We start from the raw sequence: 25,851 nt of genomic DNA on the forward strand, positions 1-25,851 counted from the left end.
TCACTTCCCCTTGCTCGTAGCGGAGGCGGCGGCTGCGCCGGCGGCGTGGCCGCTGCCGGTCTGCGCGTCGGCGCCCATGACGTCGGTGGAGGCGCTCTGGGCGGCTCGGGCCGGGTTCGTCTCGGTGACGCCCGGTGCCTTCCGCGTGGAGCCCTTGGCGGCCTTGATCGAGTCCTTGGCGGCCTTGACGACCGCGTCGGCCGTGATGCCGAACTCGCGGTAGAGGGTGGCCTGGTCGGCGGAGGCGCCGAAGTGCTCGATGCTGACGATGCGCCCGGCATCGCCGACGATGTCGTGCCAGCCCATCGAGATCCCCGCCTCGACGCTGACGCGGGCACGGACTGCCGGCGGCAGAACCTTGTCCTGGTAGGAACGGCTCTGCTTCTCGAACCATTCCCGGCAGGGCATCGACACGACGCGCGTGGCGATGCGCGACTTCTCGAGGCGCTCGGCGGCCTGCACCGCGAGCTGCACCTCGGAGCCGGTCGCGACGAGGACGACGTCGGGCTCGCCGGCGCGGGACTCCTCGACGAGGACGTAGGCGCCCTTGGCGACGCCGCTCGTCCTGCCGTACTTCTTCCGGTCCCACGTGGGCACCGGCTGGCGGGTCAGGCAGAGCGCCGCAGGCCCGTGCGCGTTCGTGAGGATCTGAGCCCAGGCGGCCGCCGTCTCGTTGGCGTCGGCGGGACGCACGACGTCGAGGCCGGGGATCGCGCGCAGGGCGGCGAGGTGCTCGATCGGCTGGTGGGTCGGGCCGTCCTCGCCGAGGCCGATGGAGTCGTGCGTCCACACGTACGTCACCGGGGCCTGCTGGATCGCCGCGAGTCGCACGGCCGGTCGCATGTAGTCGGAGAAGACGAGGAACGTGCCACCGTAGGGGCGGGTCAGTCCCTCGAGGGCGATCCCGTTGAGGATCATGCCCATGCCGTTCTCGCGGATGCCGAAGTGCAGGGTGCGTCCGAAGGGGCCGCCCTTCCACTCGCGCGTCTGCTTGCCCTGCGGGATGAAGGAGGGCTGCCCCTCCATCGTCGTGTTGTTGGACTCGGCGAGGTCGGCCGAGCCGCCCCACAGCTCGGGCATGACGTCCGCGAGGGCGGTGAGGACCTTGCCGGACGCGGCGCGGGTGGCGACGCCCTTCTCGTCGGCCGGGAACGTCGGGAGCGCCTTGGCGAGGCCGGCGGGGGCCAGGCCCTCGAGGATGCGGTCGAGGAGGGTCGCGCGGTCGGGGTTGGCCTTGCGCCAGGCCTTGTATGCCTTGTCCCACTCGCGGTGGGCCGCCTTGCCCCGCTTGACGACGTCGCGGGCGTGCTTGAGCACGGCGGGCTCGACGGCGAAGGTCTTCTTCGGGTCGAAGCCGAGCAGCTCCTTGGTGGCGCCGATCTCGGCGTCGCCGAGGGCCGAGCCGTGCGACTTGCCGGTGTTCTGCTTCGTCGGGGCGGGCCAGGCGATGATCGTGTGGAGCACGACGAGGGTCGGCTTGTTCGTCACCTTGTCGCCGGAACGGATCGCGGCGAGCAGTGCGTCGACGTCCTCGACGTAGGTGGCGCCGTCGGCGTCCTGCCGCCAGTCCACCTCGACGACGTGCCAGCCGTAGGCCGTGAAGCGCGCGGCCACGTCCTCGCTGAACGCGATGTCGGTGTCGTCCTCGATGGAGATCTGGTTGGCGTCGTAGACGACGGTGAGGTTGCCGAGCTCCTGGTGACCCGCGAGGGCGCAGGCCTCGTGCGAGACGCCTTCCTGCATGTCGCCGTCGGAGGCGATGACGTAGACGTGGTGGTCGAAGGGGCTCGTGCCCGGCTTGGCGTCGGGGTCGAAGAGTCCGCGCTGGCGGCGCTGCGCCATGGCCATGCCGACCGCGGAGGCGAGGCCCGAACCGAGCGGGCCGGTCGTGATCTCGACGCCGGGGGTGTGGTGGACCTCGGGGTGACCGGGCGTCAGCGAGCCCCAGGTGCGCAGCGACTTGAGGTCGTCGAGCGAGAGGCCGTAGCCGCTGAGGTAGAGCTGGATGTACTGCGTCAGGCTCGAGTGGCCGCAGGAGAGCACGAACCGGTCGCGGCCGAGCCAGGCCGGGTCGGACGGGTCGTGCGTCATGACGTTCTGGTAGAGCAGGTAGGCCAGGGGAGCCAGCGACATCGCGGTGCCGGGGTGGCCGTTGCCGACCTTCTGCACGGCGTCGGCGGCGAGCAGGCGGGTCGTGTCGACCGCACGGATGTCGAGGTCGCTCCAGCCGGCCTTCTTCGCCTGGGGCAGCGGCAGACCCGGGTCGCGCTGTGCCAGCAGGCCCTTCGTCTTCGCCGTCGGCGTGGTGCCGGATCGGGTGGGCTTCTTCGCCGAGGTGGCGGCGCTGGACGCAGCAGTGGGCACGGAACGGTTCTCCTTCAACAAGGGTTGATCACGTACGGCCACGAGCCTAGTCCCCGCGATGTGAGGGACGACACCTCGCCCGACGGTCGGTACGGCCGCCGTCCCGGGCTCGGTGTGGGCTCGGTGTCCGGCTCGGTGTCGGCTCGGTGTCGGCGAGGACCCGTGAGGGACCGGGCGGTGGCCGTGCAGGTCGGGTGGTGGTGCCGGCCGTCGTCGTCGACGGTCTAGACTTGCGACGCAATGCTCACGTACCCCGAGGGTCTGAGCGACGTACCAGCGGTGAGGATCTTCGTGACAACGGTGGACCCCCGCGCCGACCTCTCGGCGCTGCACGGTCCCGACGGCAGCGGGGTGAAGTTCCTCGTCGGACAGTACGTCTCGCTGATGAAGCCGCGGATCATCGAGCTGCTCCTCATCACGACGATCCCCGTGATGTTCCTCGCCGACCAGGGCGTCCCGAACCTGTGGCTCGTCGTCGCGACGGTCGTGGGCGGCACCCTCTCCGCGGGCGCGGCCAACACCCTCAACTGCTACATCGACCGCGACATCGACGCGGTCATGCACCGCACGAGCCGACGCCCTCTCGTCACCGGCACCGTGAGCCCGATCGGCGCCCTCGTCTTCGGAGTGGCACTGACCGTCGTGTCGACGGTGTGGCTGGGTCTGCTCGTCAACTGGCTGAGCGCGTGGCTCGCCCTCGGCGCCCTGCTCTTCTACGTCTTCGGCTACACCCTGCTGCTCAAGCGTCGCACCGCGCAGAACATCGTGTGGGGCGGGGCCGCCGGCTGCATGCCGGTCCTCATCGGCTGGTCGGCCGTCACCGGCTCGGTCAGCTGGTCGGCGTTCATCCTCTTCCTCGTCATCTTCTTCTGGACGCCGCCGCACTACTGGCCGCTGTCCCTGCGCTACAAGGACGACTACGCCACGGCCCACGTGCCGATGCTCCCCGTCGTCGAGCGCTTCGTCGTCGTCGCGCGCCAGATCGTCGCGTACTCGTGGGCCATGGTGCTGACGTCACTGGCGCTGGTCCCGGTGCAGCACGTCGGATGGGTCTACACCGTCGCTGCGGTCGTCGCGGGAGCCCTCTTCCTCACCGAGGCGCACCGCCTGCTGGCCAAGGCGCGCGCGGGTGTCGCCGAGGACGTCCTGAAGCCGATGCGCCTGTTCCATTTCTCGATCACCTACCTCACGGTGCTCTTCGTGGGCGTGGCCCTCGACCCGATCTGGCACCTGCCGCTCCCGTTCTTCTCCTGAGCCGACCGACGGCGTATGCCGTGTGGCCGCTCACGAGACGGGCGTGCCGTCCTCGAGGTAGATCGTTCCCGCGTCGCGCCCGTGCCGGGCGTCCAGCACCCTGAGCAGACGCTCGTTGTAGGGGGCGACCCGGCCCGCCCAGTCCTCCGGTGCGGTCCAGTGGACGGCGCGGATCTCGCGCGGCTGCAGGTGCGCCTGCTCGACGAGGCCGGCGTCGACGGTCCCGAGGTCGAAGACGAAGACGGTGGCGTCACCCCACCCGTGCAGCGCCGGGAGCCAGTTGACGGCGACCAGCGGTCCGGCGGTGACGACGAGGTCGAGCTCCTCGCGCACCTCGCGGACCACGCAGGCAGCGGGTGACTCGTGGGGGTCGACGACGCCGCCCGGGAGGTCCCACTCGGGCTTGTAGGAGAGCTCGCACAGCAGCACCCGGCTCGCTCCCGGCGAGCCCGAGCGGAGGACGCCCTGGGCGATCGCGCGCTTGGTCGGCAGGGTCGAGTCGAGCATCGCGGTGAAACCCTCCCTGGTGTCCGGGTGGGCGTCGTCGCGGCGGCGCCCGAGGACGACGGTGTCCTGCCGGATCCCGGCGAGGGTCGCGTTGCCGCGCAGCCGGCCCTCGCGGCGCAGCCCGGCCCGCAGGGCGGTGCGCACGGATGCCCGGTTGTCGGGGTTGACGTGCGCCTCGACGCGCTCGAGCCCCAGGGCGTCGAAGGCCCACTCGGCGAGCAGGCCCACGGCGCGTCCGGCGAGTCCTCGACCGCGGTACGGGGCGTAGACGGCCCAGGACAGCACGCCCACGCCGGGGTCCTGCACGCGGACGTCGACCGTGCCCGCGGCCTGGCCGCGCCACTGCACGAGGAAGGTCACCTTCGTCCGCTCCGACCACTCGCGGCGGGTGCCCTCGATCCAGGCGCGGTGCTCCGGCGCCGACGGCTCCACGGCGGGGAAGTCGAACCAGCGGGCGATCTCGCGGTCGTGCAGCGTCCGCGTGGCGTCACTGTCCTCGACCGTCCACGGCCGGAGCACGAGGTCGCCGTCTCGGAGCGTCGGCTGGTCGGTCACGGCTCCAGCCTAGGGATCGACCGCGTGAGACCGCTCGTCGAGGGGCAGGGTCAGCTCGAAACGGCACCCCGGGCCGGTGTTGGCGACCGTCACGTCGCCGCCGTGGGCGCGAGCGATGCCGCGGGCGACGGCGAGGCCCAGACCCGCCCCGACCCCGGCAGCCGGCGTGCGGGCGCGGGTGCCGCGCCATCCCGGCTCGAAGAGCCGGTCGAGGTCGTCGTGGGCGATGCCTCCGCAACCGTCGGTGACGGCGAGGTGGGCGAACCCGTGACCCCGGTCGGTGCGGTCGCCTGCTGCCGCATGGGTGGGGCCGAGCCCGTCGCCCGCAGCCGCGGTCGGGGCTGCAGCGAGCGAGATGTCGACGGTGCCTCCCGCCGGGGTGTGGGTCAGAGCGTTGGTCACGAGGTTGGACAGGGCGCGGGACAGCTCGCCCACGTCGGCGGACACCGTGACCGCGCGGGGTGGTGCCGAGCCGGTCACGTGCACGCCGCGGCGTCCGGCGAGCACCCGGGCGGACGCCACGGCGTCGGACACGAGGTCGCCGACGTCGACGGGCGCCCGGTCCAGGCGCAGCGTCCCCGACTGCAGCCGCGAGAGGGCGAGAAGCCCCCCGACCATGTCCGACATCCGGTCGGCCTCGGACCTGATGCGGCCCGGGTAGGAGCCGTCCGGGGGAGCGTGTCCGTCCTCGAGCGCCTCGGCCATGGCGCGGATGCCGGCCAGCGGCGTGCGCAGGTCGTGCGAGACCCAGGCGACGAGCTCCCGGCGGCTCTGCTCGACCTGGCGGTCCCGGTCGCGCTGGGCCGCCTCCTGAGCCGAGGCCCGCATCAGCTGCTGCACCCGTCGGGCGATGAGCCAGCCGAAGACGGCCGCGATGGGCAGGGAGGTCGCCGTGACCACGAGGACCACGCTCTGGTCGTGGTCGTTGATGAACATGGCGCGTGCCGTGACCACGACCCCGACGGCGACGCTGAGGATGACGACGACCGGAGCGACGACCGCCGCCGCGACGAGCGACCGGGCCGCCAGGGCACGGACGGCGAGGGCGCCCACGACGCCGACGGCGACCGCGGCGATCGCCGCCAGCAGGGCCGCCTCGGCGATCACGGCGCCCCCGTCGGGGAGGCGCCGTCCCAGCGGTAGCCGACGCCCCAGACCGTCTGCAGCCGGACGGGACGCGCCGCGTCGGCCTCGACCTTCTCGCGCAGGCGCCTGACGTGCACCGTGACGGTGGACTCGTCGCCGTACTCCCAGCCCCACACCTGCTGCATCAGCTCGCGCCTCGAGAACGCGGTGCCCGGATGGGTCATGAGGTGGGCGAGCAGGTCGAACTCACGGCTCGTGAGGGCCAGGAGGTCCTCGCCGATCCAGGCCTGGTGGCGCCTCGTGTCGACCCGGAGGTCATCGTCCACGAGCGTGGCGCTGCCGGCCGGCGTGACGGGCACGGCCCGACGCAGGACCGACTGGATGCGCAGCACGAGCTCGCGGCTGCTGAACGGCTTGGTGACGTAGTCGTCGGCCCCGAGCTCGAGCCCGAGCACGCGGTCGGACTCCTCGCCCCGGGCGGTCAGCATGACGACCGGCAGGTCTCCGCGTTCCGAGCGCAGCCGCCGGAAGACCTCCAGGCCGTCGAGTCCCGGCAGCGTGAGGTCGAGCACGACGAGGTCGGGGGAGCGGTCCCGGGCCAGCGCGAGGGCGGCGAGCCCGTCCTGCGCCTCGACGACGTCGAGACCGGCGCGGGTCAGGTAGCCGCACACGACCTCGCGCAGGGTGAGGTCGTCGTCGACGACGAGGACGGTGGGCACGCTGCCAGCCTAGGCAGCGGCGTGGGCACCGACCTGCGAAAGACCTTGCGATCCGGTGACGGTGACCTCTGACCGCGCGCCGACGGGACCGGTCAGACGGGGTGCCTGCGCGTCGAGAGGACGCCGAAGGTGAGGGAGACGACGAGGAGGCTCGCGCCGAGCATGTGCAGCAGGACGAGCGCCTCCGGCAGCTTCGTGAAGTACTGCACGTAGCCGATGAGGCCCTGAGCGAGGGTCACGACGAGGACCACGGTCCAGGCGCGACGCGCCTCGCTCGTCTCCGCGCTGATGCTCACGGCCACGAGCGTGGCGATGACGAGCCCGCAGAAGAGCATGACGGCGTCCGCGTGCATCCACGACACGAAACGCGGGTCGAACCCGGTCCGTGCGGGATGGTCCGCGTCGCCGGAGTGGGGCCCGGACCCCGTGACGACCACGCCGAGGAGCAGCACCGCCGCGCCGACCGCGCTCGTGCCGAGGGCGAGCCTGCGGGCGAGCGGGTGCACGACGAGCTCTCCCGGGCCTGACACCTCGTCGCGGGCCCCGCGCACCACGGCCGTCGAGAGGGCGACGAGCACCATCGACAGCAGGAAGTGCGACATGACGGGCCACGGGTTGAGCCCGGTCAGCACGGTGATGCCGCCGAGCACCGCCTGGGCCGGGATGCCGGCGAGCACGCCCACGGCCGCGAGGTGCAGGCGACGGCGCTGCGGCCAGCGGGTCAGCACGACCCACAGCGAGACGAGGGCGAGGACGCCCACGACCCCGGTCAGGGTGCGGTTCCCGAACTCGACGAGGTCGTGGAAGGAGCTGGCCGGCGTGCGCACGGGGGTGAAGGACCCGGGCTGGCACTCCGGCCACGTGCTGCACCCCAGGCCGCTGCCGGTGAGTCGGACGACGCCGCCGGTCACCACGATGCCGACCTCGGCGACGAGGTTGGCCACGAGGAGCGGCCGCACCCAGGACGACGGGACGGTGGGGAGCCGACCGGCCGCCCGGGCGAGCCGGCTCGTGCCGGTCGCGCGGTCGACGTCGGTCACGGTTGACGTGGAGGACACCCCGCAAGGGTATGCCGCCGGGCGGGGTCCGCCCGCACCGCCCGGTCAGCCCGCGGTCGCGTGGGGACGGGCCGGCGCAGCCGTCAGGCCAGGCCCTTCCAGACGACCGCCGAGCCGGCGTGCCCGGCCAGGACGACGGTCACGAGGGCGGCGAGCGCGGCCAGCACGACGAGGGTGCCGACGAGGACGTCGAAGGCGTGCCCCCGGGGTGACTCCTCCTCCGGCGGCCGCGCGAACCAGAGCGCCACGAGCGTGAGGACCATGAAGAGGAGGCACAGCAGCCGGGCCCGGTCACCCCACTGGACGTGGTCGTTGAGCATCGCCAGGTCGGTCGTCCCGGCGCGGACCCGCGTCACCCGGCGCTGCAGGGCCTCCCCGCTCTCGGCCGCGACGAAGGCCGAGACCCCCGAGACGACGGCGCCCGCGGCGGTCGGCCAGCGCAGGACGCGACGCCACCCGGGGCGCACGACGTAGGCGATGGCGCACAGGGCGGACAGGGGGACGAGCACGACGACCGCGTGGATCACGAGCGCGTGCATCGGCAGTCCGAAGATGTAGTCGAACACGACGCCTCCAGGCCGATCGGGGATGGTGCGGTCCGGCCAGTGTCGTGCGTTCAGTCGTCGAAGCGGAACAGACGCGCCGCGAGGACCGTGGCCAGCAGTCCCCACGCGAGGACGACGACGAGGGCCACCAGGTTCAGCTGTCCGGCGACGAGGGCCGACCGGAGGCCGTCGGCGAGGCCGGCCGACGGCAGGTACGCCGCGACGTGGGACACCCCGGCCGGCAGCTCGGTGCGGGGCACGATGACGCCACCGAGCCCGAGGAGCAGCACCCACACGAGGTTCGCGATCGCGAGGACCGCCTCGGCCCGCAGGGTCCCCGCGAGCAGGAGGGCCAGGGCCACGAACGCCCACGTGCCGACGACGACGAAGAGGACGGCAAACGCGATCCCCGAGGCCTGCGGTCGCCACCCGAGGGCCGCGCCCAGCACGGCGATGACACCGACCTGGACCACCTCGACCGCCAGCGTGGCGAGCACCTTGGCGGCCACGAGGCCGGATCGCCCCAGCGGGGTGACCCCGAGGTAGCGCAGCACGGCGTAACGCCGGTCGAAGCCGGTCGAGATCGCCTGCGCCGTGAACGCCGACGAGATGACGCACAGGGCGATGACCCCGGCCGTCGCGACGTCGATGCGACGACCCGGCCCCAGGGACGGAGAGCTCGTGAGGCTCAGTCCGACGAGCGCCATCGCCGGCAGGACGAGGGAGACGAGCAGCTGCTCCCCGTTCCGGAGCAGGCTGCCGACCTCGAACGCCGCCTGGGCGAGGATGCGGCGACGTGGAGACGCGGCGCCCGAGCGGGTCGAGGTGACGGGCGTGGTGGGGGTGCTCACGCGGCTCCCTTGCGGGTCAGGCTGAAGTAGACGTCCTCGAGGGAACGTCCGCCCGTGACCGAGTCGGGCGTCCCCTCGGCGACGGTGCGTCCGGCGTTCATGATGACGAGGTGGTCGGCGAGCCGCTCGGCCTCCTCGAAGGAGTGGGTGGTGACCACGACGGTGGTGCCGGCGTCCCGCTGCTCGGCGACGAGGTCCCACACGTCGAGGCGCCCGTGGGGGTCGAGCCCGGCGGCCGGCTCGTCGAGGAAGAGGACCTCGGGCCGACCCAGGAGCGAGGCCGCGAGGGCCAGGCGCTGCTTCTGCCCGCCGGAGAGTCGTCGGACGGTCGTCGAGGCGAAGTCCGTGACGCCGAGCCGGCGCGCCACCGCGTCGACGTCGACGGGGTCGGCGTAGAGCCGGGACAGGTGCCGCAGCAGTCGCAGCGGCCTCGTGCCGTTGGGCAGGCCGCCGGCCTGCAGCATGACGCCGACCCGGGCGCGGTGCTCGGCGCCCGCCTGCCAGGGGTCGGTGTCCAGCACCCGCACCGTCCCGCGGTCGGGTCGGCCCAGACCGACGGCGCACTCGATGGCCGTCGTCTTGCCCGCACCGTTGGGCCCGAGGACCGCGGTGATGCGTCCCACCGGGGCGCTCCACGTCAGCCCGTCCAGGGCGGCCACCTGACCGAAAGTGCGGTGGAGGTCGGACAGTGTCACCGCGGAGGTCATGACTCATGAGTCTAGGCTCGGGGGTCAACGACCCACGCATCCGCCTCGACCCCGACGGAGAGCCCCACCCGTGAAGATCGACCCAGCAGCCAAGCCCTTCACCGCCTTGGCCGCAGTGCCGACGGTGATCGCCGCGCTGGCCCGCCGACCCCGCACGACCGCCGCCCTCGGACTGCTGACGGCCGGGGTGACCCTCTTCTTCCGAGACCCCGACCGCACCCCGGACCACACGCCGGTGACGGACCCCGACGTCGTGATCGCGCCCGCCGACGGCATCGTCATGCACGTGGGGACGCCGCAGCCGGGCATCGCGCCACCGGGGGAGTGGCAGCAGGTCAGCATCTTCCTGTCGCTGCTCGACGTGCACATGAACCGCTCGCCCTACGGCGGTCGCGTCATCGACGTCACCCACACTCCGGGTCGCTTCCTCGCGGCCTACCGCGCCGAGAGCGCGACGAAGAACGAGCGCAGCGAGATCATCGTCGAGCGGGTCGTCGGCGGACGCCCGCGACGGGTCGTCTACCGCCAGCTCGTCGGCCAGCTCGCCCGTCGCATCGTCACCCGCATCGAGCCGGGCGACGAGGTCCCCACGGGCGCCCGGATGGGGCTGATGAAGTTCGGGTCGCGCATGGACGTCTTCGTGCCGCCGGAGGTGCAGCTCGAGGTGACCAAGGGCAAGCGCGCCATCGGGGGAGAGACGGTGCTCGGTCGCTTCCCGGCGGCGGACCCGTCGTGAACGGTGTGAACGGTGAGACGGGCTCCGACGAGCGACCCCGCCGCCGCGACCGGGTGAGTCGGCGCATGCGCCTCGTCTCGGCCACCGGGGCCCGCGTCATCCCGCTCGACCGGCTCAACCCGCGCGTGCGGGCGCGGGCCACGCTGCCCAGCCTCTTCACGCTCGGCAACATGCTCTGCGGGTTCTCCTCGGTGCTGCTCTCCTTCCAGGGTCACTTCCGCACCGCGGCGGTCCTCGTCGGCATCTCGATCGTCCTCGACATCTGCGACGGTGCCGTCGCGCGTGCCGTCGGGGCCATCACGCCCTTCGGCCTGCAGTTCGACTCGCTCGCCGACCTCATCTCGTTCGGCATCGCCCCCGCGGTGCTCGTCTACACGTGGGCGCTGCCGGCCTACCCGGTCTGGGCCTGGGCCGGGGCGATGTTCTGGCTCGCCTGCGCCGCCTACCGCCTGGCGCGCTTCAACGTCACCATCGACCCCCTCGCCGACAAGCGCTACTTCGTCGGCCTCGCGAGTCCCGGCGCCGCCGGAGTCGTCATCTCCACCGTGCTCGCCATCGGCGACCCGCTCTACGACTGGGCGCCCCTCGTGCCGGTCGCGGCCGGCGTCGTCCCGGCGGCCCTCATGGCCTCGTCGTTCCGGTTCAGGTCCTTCCGTGACCTGCTCTCGCCCCGGCACCTGCGCATCACCGTCCCGCTCGGCATCGTCATCGTCGTCGGCCTCGTGCTCTTCCCCGGGGCGACGGGCATGGCGCTCGCCTACGGCTACGTGCTGACGTGCCCGCTCGGCTGGGTCTCGGCGCCGCTGCGCCGGCGCTGGTTCGGCGACGACGCCGTGGCGCCACCTCGCACCCGGATGCCGTCCGTCATCATGCCGCCCGACCTCGACGACGACGAGGACGACGACCTCGACGACGGTCCGTGCCGCTAAGGCTCTCCTAACTGGAGTGGAGCGCCCATTTACGTCACAATGGTGTGGTGTTTATCGGAGAGCACGCCCCGCGTGAGACGAAGGACGGCGAGGACGTCCTGCACGTCTCCCCGCTCGAGTCGCGCACGCGCTCGCGGGTGCTCCACATGGTCTCGGCCGACGGCCCGATCACGGCCGCCGAGCTGGGTCGCCACCTCGACCTGACCCCGGCCGCCGTCCGACGCCACCTCGACGCCCTGGTCGAGGAGGGCACGGTCGTGCCGCACGAGCCCACCACCGCCCGCCGCGGTCGCGGACGCCCCGCCCGGGCCTACGTCGTGTCCGACGCCGGGCACGGTGCGCTCGAGGCCGACTACGACTCGCTCGCCGTCGAGGTGCTCCGCTACCTGGAGGCGCACGCGGGGCCGGCTGCCGTCGGGGACTTCGCCCGCAACCGCGTCGCGGCCCTCGAGGAGCGGTATGCCGCCCGCCTCGCCGCCGCTGGTGACGCCCCCGCCGACCGCACCGCGGCCCTCGTCGAGGCGCTGAGCGAGGACGGCTTCGCCGCGTCCGCCCGCCCCGTCGGTGCCGGGGGGCTCACCGGGGTGCAGCTCTGCCAGGGGCACTGCCCCGTCCAGCACGTCGCCGCGGAGTTCCCGGCGTTCTGCGAGGCCGAGACCGACGCGTTCTCGCGTCTGCTCGGCGTCCATGTCCAGCGCCTCGCGACCCTCGCGGGCGGCCACCACGTGTGCACCACCTTCGTCCCGACCGGTGGGATCGCCACCCGCCCCCGGAAGACCACGCAGCCCCCGGGTGTTGACCCGGAGGCTGCCCCGCTTCGCCCGAGCACCACCGACACGCTCACGCACGTCAAGGAAGGTTCCTCATGACCACCCACATCGAAGAGCTGAACCCCGGCCTCAAGGGCATCGGCACCTATGAGTACGGCTGGGCCGACAGCGACGTGGCCGGAGCCACGGCGCGTCGTGGGCTCAACGAGGACGTCGTGCGCGACATCTCGGCCCGCAAGAACGAGCCCGAGTGGATGACGAAGCTGCGCCTGAAGAGCCTCAGCCTCTTCGGCAAGAAGCCGATGCCGGCCTGGGGCTCCGACCTCACGGGCATCGACTTCCAGAACATCAAGTACTTCGTGAAGTCCACGGAGAAGCAGGCGGCCACGTGGGACGACCTGCCCGAGGACATCAAGAACACCTACGACCGCCTGGGCATCCCCGAGGCCGAGAAGCAGCGCCTCGTCTCGGGTGTCGCGGCCCAGTACGAGTCGGAGGTCGTCTACCACCAGATCCGTGAGGACCTCGAGGCCCAGGGCGTCATCTTCCTCGACACCGACACGGCGCTGAAGGAGCACGAGGACCTCTTCCGCGAGCACTTCGCCACGGTGATCCCCGCCGGCGACAACAAGTTCGCCGCGCTCAACACCGCCGTGTGGTCGGGTGGCTCGTTCATCTACGTGCCCAAGGGCGTCCACGTCGACATCCCGCTCCAGGCCTACTTCCGCATCAACACCGAGAACATGGGCCAGTTCGAGCGGACGCTGATCATCGCCGACGAGGGCTCCTACGTGCACTACGTCGAGGGCTGCACCGCCCCGATCTACAAGTCGGACTCGCTGCACTCCGCCGTCGTCGAGATCATCGTCAAGAAGAACGCCCGCGTGCGCTACACGACGATCCAGAACTGGTCCAACAACGTCTACAACCTCGTCACCAAGCGCGCGACGTGCGAGGCCGGGGCGACGATGGAGTGGGTCGACGGCAACATCGGCTCCAAGGTGACGATGAAGTACCCCGCCGTCTTCCTCATGGGCGAGCACGCCAAGGGCGAGACGCTCTCGATCGCCTTCGCCGGCGAGGGCCAGCACCAGGACACCGGCTCCAAGATGGTCCACGCGGCGCCCAACACGAAGAGCTCGATCATCAGCAAGTCCGTTGCCCGTGGTGGCGGCCGGGCCAGCTACCGCGGTCTCGTGCAGGTCCTCGAGGGCGCCTCGCACTCGGCCTCGACGGTGCGCTGCGACGCCCTCCTCGTCGACACGATCAGCCGCTCCGACACCTACCCGTACGTCGACATCCGCGAGGACGACGTCTCGATGGGTCACGAGGCCACGGTCTCGAAGGTGTCCGAGGACCAGCTCTTCTACCTCATGTCCCGCGGCATGGCCGAGGACGAGGCCATGGCGATGATCGTGCGCGGCTTCATCGAGCCGATCGCGCGCGAGCTGCCGATGGAGTACGCCCTCGAGCTCAACCGCCTCATCGAGCTGCAGATGGAAGGAGCCGTCGGCTGATGGGCCTTCTGGCTGACACGACCACCGACACCCCCGAGACCCAGCAGAGCGAGACCACGGTGCCCGACGCCGCCCCCACCGCCACGAGCACCCTCCCGGGTGCCGCCGCCCACACCGACTCGGCCGCGGCCTTCGTCCCGGACCAGTCGCGTGCCGAGCGCACGGCGTCGTTCGACGTCGCCGACTTCCCGGTCCCGACCGGCCGCGAGGAGGACTGGCGCTTCACGCCCGTCAAGAAGCTCGCCGGCCTGCTCGCCGACGGTGCCTCCGGGCGGCTCGACTGGACGACGAAGCTCCCCGAGGGCGTCACGACGTCGACGATCACCTCCGAGGAGGCGCAGGGCCTCGGCATCCTGCCGCCCCAGGACCGCGCCGCCGTCGTCGCCGGAGCGGCTGCCGACGGCGCCCTGCTCCTCGACATCCCGGCCGACAGCGAGCTGGGCGAGCCCGTGCGGCTCTCGCTCGTCGGACACGGCGGCGAGCCCGTGCACGGCCACCTCGTGGTGCGCGCCGGTCGCTTCTCCAAGGCGACGGTCGTCGTCGAGCACACCGGCTCGGCGCGCTACTCGCAGCTCGTCTCCGTCGTCACCGGCGACGGGTCCGACCTCACCGTGGTGTCGGTCCAGCGCTGGGCCGACGACGCCCAGCACCTGGCCCAGCACGACGCGCTCGTCGGTCGCGACGCGCACTACAAGCACCTGTCGGTGAGCCTCGGCGGCGAGGTCGTCCGCGTCAACGCCAACGTGCGCTACGCCGGCCCCGGTGGTGACGCGACGCTCCTCGGCGTCTACTTCGCCGACGCCGGCCAGCACCTCGAGCACCGCTCGTACATCGACCACAACGCCCCGCACTGCAAGAGCCGCGTCACCTACAAGGGCGCGCTCCAGGGCGAGACCGCGCGCACCGTGTGGGTCGGTGACGTGCTCATCCGTGCCGAGGCCGAGGGAACCGACACGTACGAGCTCAACCGCAACCTCGTCCTGACCGACGGCGCCCGCGCCGACTCGGTGCCGAACCTCGAGATCGAGACCGGCGAGATCGAGGGTGCCGGACACGCCTCCGCGACAGGCCGATTCGACGACCTGCAGCTGTTCTACCTGCAGTCGCGCGGCATCAACGAGGACGAGGCCAAGCGCCTCGTCGTGCGCGGCTTCTTCGCCGACATCATCAGGGAGATCCCGCTCGCCGACCTGCGCGACGAGATCACCGCCGCGATCGAGGACGAGCTCGCGTCGACGGCATACGCCGCCCCCACCCAGCAGACCCCCAGCATCCCCAGCACCAACAAGGAGAACTGACCCATGAGCACGCTCGAGATCAAGGGACTGACGGTCTCGGTCGAGACCGAGGACGGCCCCAAGGAGATCCTGCGCGGGGTCGACCTCACCGTGAAGTCGGGGGAGACCCACGCGATCATGGGGCCCAACGGCTCCGGCAAGTCGACGCTGGCCTACAGCATCGCCGGCCACCCCAAGTACACCGTGACCGGCGGCACCGTGACGCTCGACGGCGAGGACGTCCTCGCGATGAGCGTCGACCAGCGCGCCCGGGCCGGCCTCTTCCTCGCGATGCAGTACCCCGTCGAGGTCCCCGGCGTCACCGTGAGCAACTTCCTCCGCACGGCCAAGACGGCCATCGACGGCGAGGCCCCCAAGCTGCGCACGTGGGTCAAGGACGTCAAGGAGGCCATGGGCAACCTGCGCATGGACCCCGTCTTCGCCGAGCGCAACGTCAACGAGGGCTTCTCCGGTGGCGAGAAGAAGCGCCACGAGATCCTCCAGATGGAGCTGCTCAAGCCCAAGGTGGCCATCCTCGACGAGACGGACTCCGGTCTCGACGTCGACGCGCTCAAGATCGTCTCCGAGGGCGTCAACCGCGCCAAGGACACGAGCGACCTCGGCGTGCTGCTCATCACCCACTACACGCGCATCCTGCGCTACATCAAGCCCGACTTCGTCCACGTCTTCGTCGACGGCAAGGTCGTCGAGCAGGGCGGCCCCGAGCTGGCCGACCGCCTCGAGGACGAGGGTTACGACCGCTACCTCGCCGCGGCGCCTGCCGCCACGGTGGAGGTCTGAGCCGAATGGCCGACGTCCGGCCCCTGACGGAGGGGGAGCTCGCCGCGATCCGCGGTGAGTTCCCCATCCTGGCGCGCACGGTGCGCGACGGGCGGCCGCTCGTCTACCTCGACTCGGGTGCGACCTCCCACAAGCCGACTGCGGTGCTCGACGCCGAGCGCGCCTTCTACGAGCAGCACAACGCCGCGGTCCACCGTGGCGCGCACCAGCTCGCCGAGGAGGCGACCGACGACTTCGAGGCCGCCCGCGCCACCGTGGCGGGCTTCATCGGCGCGCCCGCCGACGAGGTCGTCTTCACGAAGAACGCCACCGAGGCGCTGAACCTCGTGGCCTACGCCTTCTCCAACGCAGCCCCGACCGACGAGCCGAAGGACGAGCGCTTCGTGCTCGGCCCCGGTGACGAGATCCTCGTGACCGAGATGGAGCACCACGCCAACCTCGTGCCGTGGCAGGAGCTCGCCCGTCGCACGGGCGCGACGCTGCGCTGGGTGCCGGTGGGGGCGGAGGGCGCGCTGGACCTGACCGGTATCGACGAGCTGCTCACCGAGCGCACCAGGGTCTTCGCCTTCACGCACGTGTCCAACGTGCTCGGTACGGTCAACCCCGTCACCGAGCTGGCCGCGCGGGCCCACGCCGTCGGCGCGCTCGTCGTCGTCGACGCGTGCCAGTCGGTGCCGCACCTGCCGGTCGACGTGGCCACGCTCGGCGCCGACTTCATCGCGTTCAGCGGCCACAAGCTCTACGGCCCGATGGGGGTCGGGGTGCTCTGGGGCCGCGCCGAGCTGCTCGAGGTCATGCCGCCCTTCCTCACCGGCGGCTCGATGATCGAGCTCGTGACGATGGAACGCTCGACCTACGCGCCCGCCCCGCAGAAGTTCGAGGCCGGCGTGCCGAACGCGGCGCAGGCCGTGGGGCTGGCCGCCGCGGTCCGCTGGATCGAGGCGATCGGCATCGACCGCATCCACGCCCACGAGGCGTCACTCGTCGACCAGCTGCAGCGCAGCCTCGCCGAGCGCCCGTGGGTCCGCGTCGTGGGTCCGGCCGCCGGTACCCCGCGCGGCGGCGCCGTCGCGTTCGTCGTCGAGGGCGTGCACGCCCACGACGTCGGGCAGGTGCTCGACGACGCCGGGGTCGCCGTCCGGGTGGGGCACCACTGCGCCTGGCCGCTGCACCGAGCCCTCGGCGCCGCAGCCACGACGCGTGCGTCCTTCGCCGTCCACAACACGTCCGCCGACGTCGAGGCGCTGCTCGCCGCCCTCGACCGGGTGCCGGTCATCTTCGGCGTCGACACCGAGAGGGAGGCCAGCTGATGGACCTCTACCAGGAGCTCATCCTCGAGCACTCGAAGCGCCCGCAGCACTCCGGGCTGCGTGAGCCGTTCGACGCCGAGGTGCACCACATCAACCCGACGTGCGGCGACGAGGTCACCCTCCGCGTCGACGTCACGGGCACCGGCCCCGACGCGGTCGTCACCGACATCTCGTATGCCGCACAGGGCTGCTCGATCTCCGTGGCGAGCACGTCGGTGCTCGCCGAGGAGGTCATCGGGCACCCGGTGGCCGAGGCGCTCGAGACCTTCGAGGCGATGCGCGCGATGCTCACCTCCAAGGGCCAGGTCGCCGGTGACGAGGCCCTCATCGGTGACGGAGTCGCCTTCGCCGGCGTCTCGAAGTACCCCGCGCGCGTCAAGTGCGCCCTGCTCGGCTGGACCGCTTTCACCGACGCCCTGGCCCGAGCCGGTGTCGACATCTCTTCCACGAGTTCGCCCTCCCCGCAAGGAGTTCCGTCATGACCGCAACCACCACTCCGCCCAACGTGGCCGACGTCGAGGAGGCCATGCGCGACGTCGTCGACCCCGAGCTCGGCATCAACGTCGTCGACCTGGGCCTCGTCTACGGCATCACCGTCGACGCGCAGTCGCACGCCGTCCTCGACATGACGCTGACCTCGGCCGCCTGCCCGCTCACCGACGTCATCGAGGACCAGACGGCGCAGGCCCTCGAGGGGCTCGTGGCGACGCACCGGATCAACTGGGTGTGGATGCCGCCGTGGGGTCCAGACAAGATCACCGAGGACGGGCGCGAGCAGCTGCGCGCCCTCGGCTTCAACCTCTGAGCCAGCACCGCCCGCGCCCGTGACGACGCGCGTCATCGAGGTCGACCCCGCGCGGTTCGACCGCTGGATGGCGGGCTTCGCCGAGCGGCACGGCCCCTACGCCGCCGCCGAGGAGTCCACTCCCGGCGGCGTCGTCGTGTCCGCGCACGCCGCCGACGGATCCACCGTCGTCGCAACGCCGTTCGCGCACGAGCCGCTCGGCGTCGTCCTCGTCCGACGGGGAGGGTATGCCGTCGGCCTCGCTGTCGGGGGATCGTTCACCGCGTCCAAGGTCGGCACCCGGCGCGTGCAGTCGCGCACCGCCGCGGGCGGGTGGTCGCAGCAGCGGTTCGCCCGCCGCCGGGGCAAGCAGGCCGACGAGCTCGTGGACGCCGTCGTGGGCCATGCCCGACGGGTGCTGCTCGGGGACGACGAGAGCCCGCGGGCCGGTGCGGACGGCATACCCCGGGGTCTGGTCGTGGGCGGGGACCGCACCCTCGTGCGCGAGGTCCTCGAAGCGGGCGCATTGCGGGCCCTGCACGGCCTGCCGATGCGCGAGCTCTACGACCTGCCCGACCCCAGGCGCGACGTGCTCGAGGCCGCGCTGCGCCGCGGGCGGGCCGTGCGCGTCGAGCTCACCGAGACCTCCGAGACCTCCGAGCCCACCTAGCCCACCTGGCTCCCGCCGGGAGGGGTCAGCTGACGGTCGGGACGCCGAAGGTGTTGCACTGGTTGATGTCGCCGGTCTGGTAGCCCTGCGTGAACCAGTTCATGCGCGCCTGGGCCGAGCCGTGCGTCCAGTTCTCGGGCGTGACGCGTCCCTGCATCTTCTGCTGGATGCGGTCGTCCCCGACGGCGGAGGCCGCCGACAGGGCGGACTTGATGTCGCTCTCGGTGATGGCCTTGAGCAGCGGGGTGCCGTTGGCGTCGGTGGTCTCCGTCGCGTGCTTGACCCACGTGCCGGCGAGGCAGTCGGCCATGAGCTCGATGCGCACCGCGCCGGAGTTCGCCCCCTGCGGGTCCTGCTGGGCCCGGCCCAGGATGCCGAGGAGGTCCTGCACGTGGTGGCCGTACTCGTGGGCGATGACGTACTCCTTGGCGAGCTGGCCGCCGTCGGCCCCGAACTTGCTCTGCAGCTCCTGGAAGAAGCTCGCGTCGACGTAGACCTTCTTGTCGAGCGGGCAGTAGAAGGGGCCCACCTGCGAGTTGGCCGTGCCGCAGCCCGAGGGCGTCTGTCCCTGGTAGATCACGGTCTTCACCGGCTCGTAGTTCATCTGGTACTTCGGCAGCGCCTTGGTCCAGTAGTCCTGCACGCTGTTGACGGTCGCGACGATGAGGCACACGTCGTTCCTGTTGGCGTCGGCCCCGGTCTTGCACTGGGAGAACTGCGCCTGGTCGACCTGGCCGGCGGCAGCGACCTGGTCGCTCTGGAGCTGCTGGGAGGGCAGGCCGCCGGCAGTGCTGCCGGAGTCGCCGCCGCCGAGGATCTTGCCCCCGCCGAAGACGAGCATGAGCACGAGCAGGATGAGGCCGCCGATGCCGCCACCGACCTGGATGCCGCCGGGGAAGCCGCCGCCCCCGCCCCCTCCACCGCTGCCGCCGCTCTGCACCTGCGAGGTGTCGAGCTGGGCGTTGTCGTTGAAGCTCATCTACCGCTCCTCCGGGTCGGGACCGGGACTCCCCGATCCGGTCGTGATCACCCTAGTGCGCGGGGACCGGTTGTCCGTGTGCTGCTGCTCCGGCGTCGTACCCGCTCGAGCCGGACCAGCCATCCCGCCCGGCGGCGCGGCGGTGTCGGCAGCACCCGCTGCCTTGACGAGCCGCGCGGCCAGGTCCTCGGTCGCCTGGACGAGCGCTGCTGACCCTCGCACCTCGAAGGTCAGCGGCGTGGCGGCGAGCTGCCGGGCGTACCAGTCGGGTTCGTCGGTCGTGGCCCGCAGTCGTATGCCGCCATCGACCTCCTCGAGTCGCCCGAGGCTGCGTGGGAGCCACCGGCCGGCCTCGTCGAGGTCGGCCCGCAGGAGCACGTCGACCTCGTGGCGCCAGCCCTGGGAGAGGTGCTCCTCGAGGGTGCGGAGGGCGTCGAGGTCCTGCGGTGGCGTGAAGCCGAGGGACGTCGTGAACACCGACTGCACCCGGTCGACGCGGAGCGCCCGCTGGGCGTCGCTCGTCCGGGACCAGCACAGGAGGTACCACCGCCCGTGGCGCAGCACGACGGCCCACGGGTCCACCTCCATGGGCCGCTCGCGCCCGTCCTCGAGCCGGTAGTCGAGGCGCACCCGGCGCGACGAGGTGCAGGCCTCGACGAGCCTGGCGGTCAGGACGGGGTCGACGCGCAGGCCGGGGTCGGGCGGAGGGCCGTTGACGCGGCGGACGGCCCGGACGGGCTCGGCGACCTGCTGCGGGAGGGCGCGCAGGATCTTGGAGAGGGCGGCGCCGACGATCTCGGTCGGGTCGGCCGCTCCCCGGTGCCCCTCGAGCACCGCCATGACGAGGCCCAGGGCCTCGGCAGCCGTGAACATCAGGGGCGGCAGGCGCAGTCCGCGGCCCACGCGGTAGCCACCGTGCGGCCCGGTGGCCGACTCGATGGGCAGGTCGGCCTCGCGCAGGATCGCGACGTAGCGCCGGGCCGCTCGCTCCGTGACGCCGAGGTGCTCGCCGAGGCGCTGCGCCGTGATGCCGGGGCAGTCCTGGATCGCCTCGAGGGCGAGGAGGGCGCGCGCCGTGGGACTCGTGTCGTAGCGCATGCCATCCCCTCCTGGACGTGTCGTCAGGCACGACGGTACCGCTCGGACCCGACGGCCCACGTCGTCCGTGCGCTGGCGGGCCCCGGTCGAGCGTCGGTACCGTCGGCCCATGGACACCCCGAGGGACCTCGAGGTCCTCATGCCTCGTCTGCGCGACGTCTACCGGGACCTGCACGCGCACCCCGAGCTGTCGTTCGCGGAGGAGCGGACCGCCGGCATCGGTGCTGCGTGGCTACGCGAGCTCGGCCTCACGGTGACCGAGGGCGTCGGGCGCACCGGTGTGACCGGAGTGCTGCGCCGCGGTGACGGCCCGGTCGTGCTGCTCCGGGCCGACATGGACGCACTCCCCGTGGCCGAGGCGACAGGCCTGCCGTATGCGTCGACGGACCGCGGCGTCGACCCCGACGGTCGCGACGTGCCCGTCATGCACGCCTGTGGGCACGACGTCCACGTCACGTGCCTGCTCGGGGCGCTGTCGGTCCTCGTGGCCGACGACTCGTGGACCGGCACCGTCGTCGCCCTCCTCCAGCCCGCGGAAGAGGTGGCCCAGGGCGCGGTGGCGATGGTCGAGGACGGCCTCTACACCGCGGTCCCGCGCCCCGACGTCGTCCTCGGTCAGCACGTGGCACCGCTCCCGGCCGGGACGATCGGCCTGCGTGCGGGCCCGTCCTTCGCGGCCACCGACAGCCTGCGCATCACGCTCTACGGTGAGGGCGGACACGGGTCACGACCAGAGGCCACCGTCGACCCGGTGGTCCTGGCAGCCGCCACCGTGCTGCGACTGCAGACCGTGGTCTCGCGCGAGATCGCCGGCACCGACACAGCGGTGCTCACCGTGGGGTCGATCCAAGCCGGCACGAAGTCGAACATCATCCCCGACCACGCCCTGCTCCTGGTCAACCTCCGCACCTACGACGTCCGGGTGCGGGCCAGGGCCCTGGCGGCGATCACCCGGATCGTCGAGGGGGAGGCCGCGGCCGCAGGCGCCCGGCGGCCCCCGCAGATCGAGCCCTTCGAGCAGGCTCCAGCGGTCGTCAACGACCCGGCCGGGGTCGAGCGCACGCGTCCCTGGCTCGAGGCGCTCGTCGGCGCCGGTCGTGTGCTCGACCCGGGCCCGATCACGGGCAGCGAGGACGTCGGGGTGCTGGCCGAGGCGGCGGAGGCGCCCTGCGTGTTCTGGCTGCTCGGCGGCGCAGACCCCGCGGCCTTTGCCGAGGCCTCCGGCCTCGAGGAGATGCGGGCCGTGCTGGCGTCGCTGCCGTCGAACCACTCGCCGCTGTTCGCACCTGTCATCGACCCCACCCTCGAGATCGGCGTGCGGGCGCTCGCTGGTGCGGCACGCGCCTGGCTCGGCGGAGTCTAGACGGCGACGGCTTGCACCCGAGGGGCCTCCTCGACGTCACGCCACGACGACATTGCGCGAATCTTGTGGAAACGCTGCGGACATCTGGTGCCTTCCGGACAATTGGGCAAGTAGCCGTCCTCGTCCCCTCGGAGTCCTCATGCGCCTCAGCCCCCGCAGCGCCCGCGCCTTCACGTCGCTGCTCGCGCTCACCGGTGTCACCGCGGTGGCCCTGGCCCTCGCTCCCGGAGCGGCTGCGGCGGCGCCGGCGAAGCCATCCGGCACGACCTCGACGGCTCCGACGTCGACCACCACGGCGGCAGCCGCCGACAGCCGCGCGCTCTGGGTGTGGGACACGAGCACCCCCGACGCCACCGTCGACCTCGCCGTCAGCTCCGGCATCGACCAGCTCTTCGTCGCGGTACCGCCGAACGTCACGACCTCGGCACAGCTGCCCAACCTGCGCACCCTGTCCGAGCGCGCGCGGGCGGCCGGCATCCGCGTCGACGCCCTCGGCGGCGACCCGGGGTGGGTCGACAACCCGAGCTGGGTCGTGACCTACTGGCTCAAGCCGGCCCGGAGCACCGGGCTCTTCACCGGCATCCACATCGACGTCGAGCCGTACTCCACGTCGGCCTGGACCACGAGCCAGTCCACCGTCGTGGCCGGCTACCTGACCCTGCTCGACAAGCTCAAGGCCAGCGCCGGCACGTCCCCCATCGAGGCCGACATCCCGTTCTGGTTCAACCAGATCCCCGCGAAGGCCAGCAACGGCGCCGCCTCGACCCTCGACCGCGAGATCATGCGCCGCACGTCCGGGGTCACGGTCATGGCCTACCGCAACACCGCCGCCGGCACGGACGGGACCCTCGACATCGCCGCCGCCGAGCTCGCGGTAGGGACCGCCCTCGGCAAGCCGGTGCGCATCGGCCAGGAGACGACCTACCTCGGCGACACCGCTGTCGACACCAAGCAGACCTTCTACGGGTGGACCCGGACGGCCATGGAGGCCCAGCTCGCGCAGGTCGACGCCGGGGCCTCGTCGTATGCCGCGTACGCCGGGATCGCGATCCACAGCGCAGCCGGCTACGCCGCGATGACCCCCTGAGCCACGATCACGCACGTCCGGACGCGTGCTCCCGCCAGGCCGGGTCGTCGTCCGGCATCCAGGCAGGAGCACGCGCCGGCTCCAGGTCGGTGGCGAGCCACGAGTGCTCCGCCAGGGCGAGGGCGACCTCGATGAGCGTGGTCGTCGAGGGGTTCACGTCGTCGGCGCGCCAGGCCAGGGACCACGGGTAATAGGGCTGGACCTCCAGCGGCCACGAGGTCTGCATCCCGACCTCGGCGTACTTCTCGGCGTAGCTGAGGAACTCGAGGTAACGCACGTCGCGCGGGCCACGTTGCACGTGGGCGACGCAGAAGCTGAAGGCACCCGGGGTGCCCAGCCACCGCATCGCAAGGCCGAGACGGGCCTCCAGCGCGGTGACGTACTGACCGTGCGCGCTGTAGGTGCCCGAGTCGGGAGGGTCGGCGAACACGTGCAGCGGACGGGCGTCGAACGAGGCGTGTGGCGCAGCCGCCTCGTCCGGGTCGCCGGGAGCCCCGACGAGCACGAGCGGCTCGAGCCGGAGCAGCCGGTGCCGCCAACCACTGGGATGCGCGAGGAGCATCCGGGGCGTGACGCGGAGGATCGCGACGTCGAGCCGTCCCTGCTGGAGGGCGTTCAGCTGCGTGATGCTGTCCATCGAGTGCTCGCGAAGCGGGATGTCCGGCTCCGTCCGGGCGAAGGCGTCGGCGACCATGCGGCTCGTGGACAGCTCGAAGACGTGGGCGATGCTGACGCCCCGCTGCGGGGCGCGCCGCGTCATGCTCTCGGAGAGGGCGAGCAGTCGTCGGGAGTCCGCGAGGAACTGCTGGCCCCGGGCCGTCAGGGTGACGTGCCGGCTGTCCCGGACGAGGAGGGCCTCGCCGAGCTGTTCCTCGAGCCGGCGGATCTGCTTGGAGAGCGCCGGCTGGCTGACGTAGAGCTGGGCTGCGGCCCGGCCGAAGTGCAGCTCCTCGGCGACCGCGACGAAGTACCTCACCAGGCGCAGGTCCAGCTCCATCAGGTCTCCCCGCGGCGCGTCGTCGGTCGGGCCATCGCCCGACTGGCTCACCACGGTAGTGACCCAGCCTGCCCGTTGGTGCTCCTCGCGGTTATCGATCGGTCCTCAGACGGTCTTGGACGCGGGCTGGCGCAGGTGGTCAGCCTTGGGAGGTCGCCCACTCGCACCGCGACACCACGGTCCGCGTCCGTGCGGACCCCGGAGAGAGGCAGCTCATGACCACACACCAGCGTCCCGTCGTCTTCATCCACGGTCTCTGGCTCCATGCCACGAGCTGGGACCCCTGGGTCGAGCTCTTCCGCGAGATGGGCTACGCGCCCGTCGCCCCGGGGTGGCCCCGGGAGGCCGACACCGTCGCGGCGGCCCGGGAGCGGGCGGAGGACGTCGCCGGGCTCGGCATCGACGACGTCACGAACCACTACGCGGCGATCATCGACGGTCTCCCGGAGGCGCCGGTCCTCGTCGGCCACTCCTTCGGGGGACTCATCGCCGAGAAGCTGCTGGGGCAGGGCAAGGCCGCCGCGGCGGTCGCCATCGACCCGGCGCAGATCAAGGGCGTCCTGCCGCTGCCGCTCGCCCAGCTCCGCGCCGGACTGCCGGCGCTCGGCAACCCGGCGAACCGGAACCGGGCGGTCTCCCTGACCGCCAAGGAGTTCCGCTTCGGGTTCGGCAACGCGGTCAGCGAGGAGGAGTCGGACGCGCTCTTCGAACGGTGGACCATCCCCTCGCCGGCCAAGCCCCTCTTCCAGGCGGCGGCCGCGAACTTCTCGTTGCACTCCGAGGCCGCGGTCGACACCGACAACAGCACGCGCGGCCCCCTGCTGCTCATCTCCGGCCTCGAGGACCACACCGTCCCCGACGTCGTGACACGCTCGACCCTCAAGCAGTACCGCAGCTCCACCGCCCTCACCGAGCTGCGGCAGTTCGAGGGGCGCGGGCACTCGCTCACCATCGACGGAGGGTGGAGCGAGGTCGCCAAGGCCGTGCTGGGCTGGCTCGACGAGCACGGGCTCTGAGGTGGACCTCGGTCTGGCCGGCAAGGTCGCCATCGTCACCGGTGCGAGCAAGGGCATCGGTCTGGCCATCACGCGAGTGCTCGTCGACGAGGGGGTCGCGGTCGTCGCGGGCGCCCGTGACGCCTCAGCCGAGCTCGATGCCCTGAGCCGTTCCGGCACCGTCACCTTCGTGGCCGTCGACCTCGGCGACCCGGACGGGGCAGCGCACGTCGTCGACGCCGCCGCCGGTCGGGGACGCCTCGACATCCTCGTCAACAACGTCGGGGCCGTCTCGCCTCGGCTGGACGGCTTCCTGGCGGTCACGGACGAGCAGTGGAGCACGTCGTACACGCTCAACCTCATGGCTGCCGTCCGCACCACGAGAGCGGCCCTGCCGTTGATGCTCGCTGGGGGTGGCGGGGTGGTCGTCTCGACGTGCTCGGTGAACGCGACCCTGGCCGACCCCTCGGTCATCGACTACAGCGCAGCCAAAGCGGCTCTGCGCAGCTTCAGCAAGTCCCTGTCCAAGGAGCTCGGACCGCAGGGCATCCGTGTCAACACCGTGAGCCCGGGCCCGGTCTCGACCGACCTGTGGCTCGGGCACGACGGCGTCGCGGCTGCCGTCGCGGCCCGGCAGGGGAGTGACCCGTCGGCCGTCGCCGCAGCGGCTGCCCGCAACTCGGTCACCGGCCGTTTCACCCATCCCGACGAGGTGGGTCGGCTCGTCGCCTTCCTCGCCAGCGACGTCGTCGGCAACATCACCGGGACCGACGTCACCATCGACGGTGGGCTCGTCCCCACGACCTGAGGCCGGTGGGCGTCGGTCGACCATTCACCCCGTGGTGCGCATGCCGTGCCGCGGGGTGTCGTCGAGCAGGCCCGGTGCCAGGCT

Annotated in this window: 26 protein-coding genes; 15 read left to right on the plus strand and 11 right to left on the minus strand. The window is 72.1% G+C overall.

Annotated elements, in window-relative coordinates:
- On the minus strand, positions 1 to 2,364 hold the full coding sequence (tkt, locus tag TAE01_RS15410) for a transketolase (RefSeq protein ID WP_147067704.1): 2,364 nt from the start codon (positions 2,362 to 2,364) through the stop codon (positions 1 to 3).
- 279 nt (positions 2,365 to 2,643) lie between these two features.
- Between tkt and TAE01_RS15415 the strand changes: the two genes are divergently transcribed.
- Complete coding sequence (locus tag TAE01_RS15415) at positions 2,644 to 3,618, plus strand: heme o synthase (RefSeq protein WP_371860848.1); 975 nt, start codon at positions 2,644 to 2,646, stop codon at positions 3,616 to 3,618.
- A 30-nt stretch (positions 3,619 to 3,648) separates the two neighbouring features.
- Here TAE01_RS15415 and TAE01_RS15420 read toward each other — a convergent pair whose 3' ends face one another.
- The 7 genes from TAE01_RS15420 to TAE01_RS15450 all read right to left on the minus strand — a co-directional run bounded on the left by TAE01_RS15420 (position 3,649) and on the right by TAE01_RS15450 (position 9,646).
- Positions 3,649 to 4,680 carry an NUDIX hydrolase gene (locus TAE01_RS15420; RefSeq protein ID WP_147067705.1) on the minus strand — a complete coding sequence of 344 codons (1,032 nt, stop codon included), beginning with the start codon at positions 4,678 to 4,680 and terminating at the stop codon, positions 3,649 to 3,651.
- 9 nt (positions 4,681 to 4,689) lie between these two features.
- Positions 4,690 to 5,787 (minus strand): sensor histidine kinase, encoded by a 1,098-nt coding sequence (locus TAE01_RS15425; RefSeq protein WP_222594147.1) that lies wholly within the window; start codon positions 5,785 to 5,787, stop codon positions 4,690 to 4,692.
- Positions 5,784 to 6,485 (minus strand): response regulator transcription factor, encoded by a 702-nt coding sequence (locus tag TAE01_RS15430; RefSeq protein WP_147067706.1) that lies wholly within the window; start codon positions 6,483 to 6,485, stop codon positions 5,784 to 5,786. The genes TAE01_RS15425 and TAE01_RS15430 overlap by 4 nt, the downstream gene beginning before the upstream one ends.
- 92 nt (positions 6,486 to 6,577) lie before the next feature.
- The gene (locus TAE01_RS15435) at positions 6,578 to 7,543 is read right to left on the minus strand and encodes a COX15/CtaA family protein (protein WP_246111385.1); all 966 of its coding nucleotides are present in this window, start codon (positions 7,541 to 7,543) and stop codon (positions 6,578 to 6,580) included.
- Between the two features lie 83 nt (positions 7,544 to 7,626).
- Positions 7,627 to 8,109 carry a DUF2231 domain-containing protein gene (locus TAE01_RS15440; RefSeq protein ID WP_147067707.1) on the minus strand — a complete coding sequence of 161 codons (483 nt, stop codon included), beginning with the start codon at positions 8,107 to 8,109 and terminating at the stop codon, positions 7,627 to 7,629.
- Between the two features lie 50 nt (positions 8,110 to 8,159).
- Complete coding sequence (locus tag TAE01_RS15445; RefSeq protein WP_147067708.1) at positions 8,160 to 8,939, minus strand: ABC transporter permease; 780 nt, start codon at positions 8,937 to 8,939, stop codon at positions 8,160 to 8,162.
- Entirely contained in the window at positions 8,936 to 9,646 is a 711-nt protein-coding gene (locus TAE01_RS15450; protein WP_147067709.1) for an ABC transporter ATP-binding protein, read from the minus strand. The genes TAE01_RS15445 and TAE01_RS15450 overlap by 4 nt, the downstream gene beginning before the upstream one ends.
- A gap of 70 nt (positions 9,647 to 9,716) precedes the next feature.
- Between TAE01_RS15450 and TAE01_RS15455 the strand changes: the two genes are divergently transcribed.
- The 10 genes from TAE01_RS15455 (at position 9,717) to TAE01_RS15500 (ending at position 18,440) form a co-directional block, all read left to right on the plus strand.
- Positions 9,717 to 10,382 (plus strand): phosphatidylserine decarboxylase, encoded by a 666-nt coding sequence (locus TAE01_RS15455; RefSeq protein ID WP_147067710.1) that lies wholly within the window; start codon positions 9,717 to 9,719, stop codon positions 10,380 to 10,382.
- 65 nt (positions 10,383 to 10,447) lie between these two features.
- Positions 10,448 to 11,311, plus strand: coding sequence for a CDP-alcohol phosphatidyltransferase family protein (locus TAE01_RS15460; RefSeq protein ID WP_246111386.1), 864 nt, complete (start codon positions 10,448 to 10,450; stop codon positions 11,309 to 11,311).
- Between the two features lie 44 nt (positions 11,312 to 11,355).
- Positions 11,356 to 12,180, plus strand: coding sequence for a helix-turn-helix transcriptional regulator (locus TAE01_RS15465; RefSeq protein ID WP_147067711.1), 825 nt, complete (start codon positions 11,356 to 11,358; stop codon positions 12,178 to 12,180).
- Positions 12,177 to 13,598 (plus strand): Fe-S cluster assembly protein SufB, encoded by a 1,422-nt coding sequence (gene sufB, locus TAE01_RS15470; RefSeq protein ID WP_030202201.1) that lies wholly within the window; start codon positions 12,177 to 12,179, stop codon positions 13,596 to 13,598. Before TAE01_RS15465 ends, sufB begins: the two co-directional genes overlap by 4 nt.
- Entirely contained in the window at positions 13,598 to 14,896 is a 1,299-nt protein-coding gene (gene sufD / locus TAE01_RS15475) for a Fe-S cluster assembly protein SufD (protein WP_371860846.1), read from the plus strand. Before sufB ends, sufD begins: the two co-directional genes overlap by 1 nt.
- 3 nt (positions 14,897 to 14,899) lie before the next feature.
- Complete coding sequence (gene sufC, locus TAE01_RS15480; RefSeq protein WP_147067712.1) at positions 14,900 to 15,676, plus strand: Fe-S cluster assembly ATPase SufC; 777 nt, start codon at positions 14,900 to 14,902, stop codon at positions 15,674 to 15,676.
- Between the two features lie 5 nt (positions 15,677 to 15,681).
- Complete coding sequence (locus TAE01_RS15485; protein ID WP_147067713.1) at positions 15,682 to 16,986, plus strand: aminotransferase class V-fold PLP-dependent enzyme; 1,305 nt, start codon at positions 15,682 to 15,684, stop codon at positions 16,984 to 16,986.
- Positions 16,986 to 17,468 carry a Fe-S cluster assembly sulfur transfer protein SufU gene (gene sufU, locus TAE01_RS15490; protein ID WP_147067714.1) on the plus strand — a complete coding sequence of 161 codons (483 nt, stop codon included), beginning with the start codon at positions 16,986 to 16,988 and terminating at the stop codon, positions 17,466 to 17,468. Before TAE01_RS15485 ends, sufU begins: the two co-directional genes overlap by 1 nt.
- A complete protein-coding gene (locus tag TAE01_RS15495; protein ID WP_142178103.1) occupies positions 17,465 to 17,791 on the plus strand; it encodes a metal-sulfur cluster assembly factor in 327 nt (108 codons plus the stop codon). The genes sufU and TAE01_RS15495 overlap by 4 nt, the downstream gene beginning before the upstream one ends.
- Before the next feature lie 19 nt (positions 17,792 to 17,810).
- Complete coding sequence (locus TAE01_RS15500) at positions 17,811 to 18,440, plus strand: acVLRF1 family peptidyl-tRNA hydrolase (protein ID WP_147067715.1); 630 nt, start codon at positions 17,811 to 17,813, stop codon at positions 18,438 to 18,440.
- A gap of 25 nt (positions 18,441 to 18,465) precedes the next feature.
- Here the strand turns inward: TAE01_RS15500 and ypfJ are convergent, their stop codons facing one another.
- Both ypfJ and TAE01_RS15510 read right to left on the minus strand, forming a co-directional pair.
- Complete coding sequence (ypfJ, locus tag TAE01_RS15505; RefSeq protein WP_147067716.1) at positions 18,466 to 19,419, minus strand: KPN_02809 family neutral zinc metallopeptidase; 954 nt, start codon at positions 19,417 to 19,419, stop codon at positions 18,466 to 18,468.
- Entirely contained in the window at positions 19,420 to 20,517 is a 1,098-nt protein-coding gene (locus tag TAE01_RS15510; RefSeq protein ID WP_246111387.1) for a helix-turn-helix transcriptional regulator, read from the minus strand.
- A gap of 109 nt (positions 20,518 to 20,626) precedes the next feature.
- On the opposite strand from TAE01_RS15510, the gene TAE01_RS15515 reads away from it, so the two are divergent.
- Together TAE01_RS15515 and TAE01_RS15520 are read left to right on the plus strand one after the other, a co-directional pair.
- Positions 20,627 to 21,880 carry an amidohydrolase gene (locus TAE01_RS15515; RefSeq protein ID WP_222594148.1) on the plus strand — a complete coding sequence of 418 codons (1,254 nt, stop codon included), beginning with the start codon at positions 20,627 to 20,629 and terminating at the stop codon, positions 21,878 to 21,880.
- A 139-nt stretch (positions 21,881 to 22,019) separates the two neighbouring features.
- Positions 22,020 to 22,967, plus strand: a complete 948-nt coding sequence (locus TAE01_RS15520) for a hypothetical protein (RefSeq protein ID WP_147067717.1) — start codon at positions 22,020 to 22,022, stop codon at positions 22,965 to 22,967.
- Between the two features lie 7 nt (positions 22,968 to 22,974).
- Here the strand turns inward: TAE01_RS15520 and TAE01_RS15525 are convergent, their stop codons facing one another.
- Positions 22,975 to 23,964 (minus strand): LysR family transcriptional regulator, encoded by a 990-nt coding sequence (locus tag TAE01_RS15525; protein ID WP_147067718.1) that lies wholly within the window; start codon positions 23,962 to 23,964, stop codon positions 22,975 to 22,977.
- A 215-nt stretch (positions 23,965 to 24,179) separates the two neighbouring features.
- On the opposite strand from TAE01_RS15525, the gene TAE01_RS15530 reads away from it, so the two are divergent.
- Both TAE01_RS15530 and TAE01_RS15535 read left to right on the plus strand, forming a co-directional pair.
- Positions 24,180 to 24,980, plus strand: coding sequence for an alpha/beta hydrolase (locus TAE01_RS15530; protein ID WP_147067719.1), 801 nt, complete (start codon positions 24,180 to 24,182; stop codon positions 24,978 to 24,980).
- Between the two features lies 1 nt (position 24,981).
- Positions 24,982 to 25,767 (plus strand): SDR family oxidoreductase, encoded by a 786-nt coding sequence (locus tag TAE01_RS15535; RefSeq protein ID WP_147067720.1) that lies wholly within the window; start codon positions 24,982 to 24,984, stop codon positions 25,765 to 25,767.
- Positions 25,768 to 25,851 lie beyond the last annotated feature (84 nt).

Origin of the sequence: Terrabacter aerolatus, assembly GCF_007991735.1 — a bacterium.
Taxonomy (GTDB): Bacteria; Actinomycetota; Actinomycetes; order Actinomycetales; family Dermatophilaceae; genus Terrabacter; species Terrabacter aerolatus.

What these genes read in the sequence shown, in the direction of transcription:
- TAE01_RS15450 (WP_147067709.1), bottom strand. Translation starts at nt 9,646, where the DNA reads ATGACCTCCGCGGTGACACTGTCCGACCTCCACCGCACTTTCGGTCAG.
- TAE01_RS15460 (WP_246111386.1), top strand. Translation starts at nt 10,448, where the DNA reads ATGCGCCTCGTCTCGGCCACCGGGGCCCGCGTCATCCCGCTCGACCGG.
- sufB (WP_030202201.1), top strand. Translation starts at nt 12,177, where the DNA reads ATGACCACCCACATCGAAGAGCTGAACCCCGGCCTCAAGGGCATCGGC.
- sufD (WP_371860846.1), top strand. Translation starts at nt 13,598, where the DNA reads ATGGGCCTTCTGGCTGACACGACCACCGACACCCCCGAGACCCAGCAG.
- sufC (WP_147067712.1), top strand. Translation starts at nt 14,900, where the DNA reads ATGAGCACGCTCGAGATCAAGGGACTGACGGTCTCGGTCGAGACCGAG.
- TAE01_RS15485 (WP_147067713.1), top strand. Translation starts at nt 15,682, where the DNA reads ATGGCCGACGTCCGGCCCCTGACGGAGGGGGAGCTCGCCGCGATCCGC.
- sufU (WP_147067714.1), top strand. Translation starts at nt 16,986, where the DNA reads ATGGACCTCTACCAGGAGCTCATCCTCGAGCACTCGAAGCGCCCGCAG.
- TAE01_RS15495 (WP_142178103.1), top strand. Translation starts at nt 17,465, where the DNA reads ATGACCGCAACCACCACTCCGCCCAACGTGGCCGACGTCGAGGAGGCC.
- ypfJ (WP_147067716.1), bottom strand. Translation starts at nt 19,419, where the DNA reads ATGAGCTTCAACGACAACGCCCAGCTCGACACCTCGCAGGTGCAGAGC.
- TAE01_RS15510 (WP_246111387.1), bottom strand. Translation starts at nt 20,517, where the DNA reads ATGCGCTACGACACGAGTCCCACGGCGCGCGCCCTCCTCGCCCTCGAG.
- TAE01_RS15515 (WP_222594148.1), top strand. Translation starts at nt 20,627, where the DNA reads ATGGACACCCCGAGGGACCTCGAGGTCCTCATGCCTCGTCTGCGCGAC.
- TAE01_RS15520 (WP_147067717.1), top strand. Translation starts at nt 22,020, where the DNA reads ATGCGCCTCAGCCCCCGCAGCGCCCGCGCCTTCACGTCGCTGCTCGCG.
- TAE01_RS15525 (WP_147067718.1), bottom strand. Translation starts at nt 23,964, where the DNA reads ATGGAGCTGGACCTGCGCCTGGTGAGGTACTTCGTCGCGGTCGCCGAG.
- TAE01_RS15530 (WP_147067719.1), top strand. Translation starts at nt 24,180, where the DNA reads ATGACCACACACCAGCGTCCCGTCGTCTTCATCCACGGTCTCTGGCTC.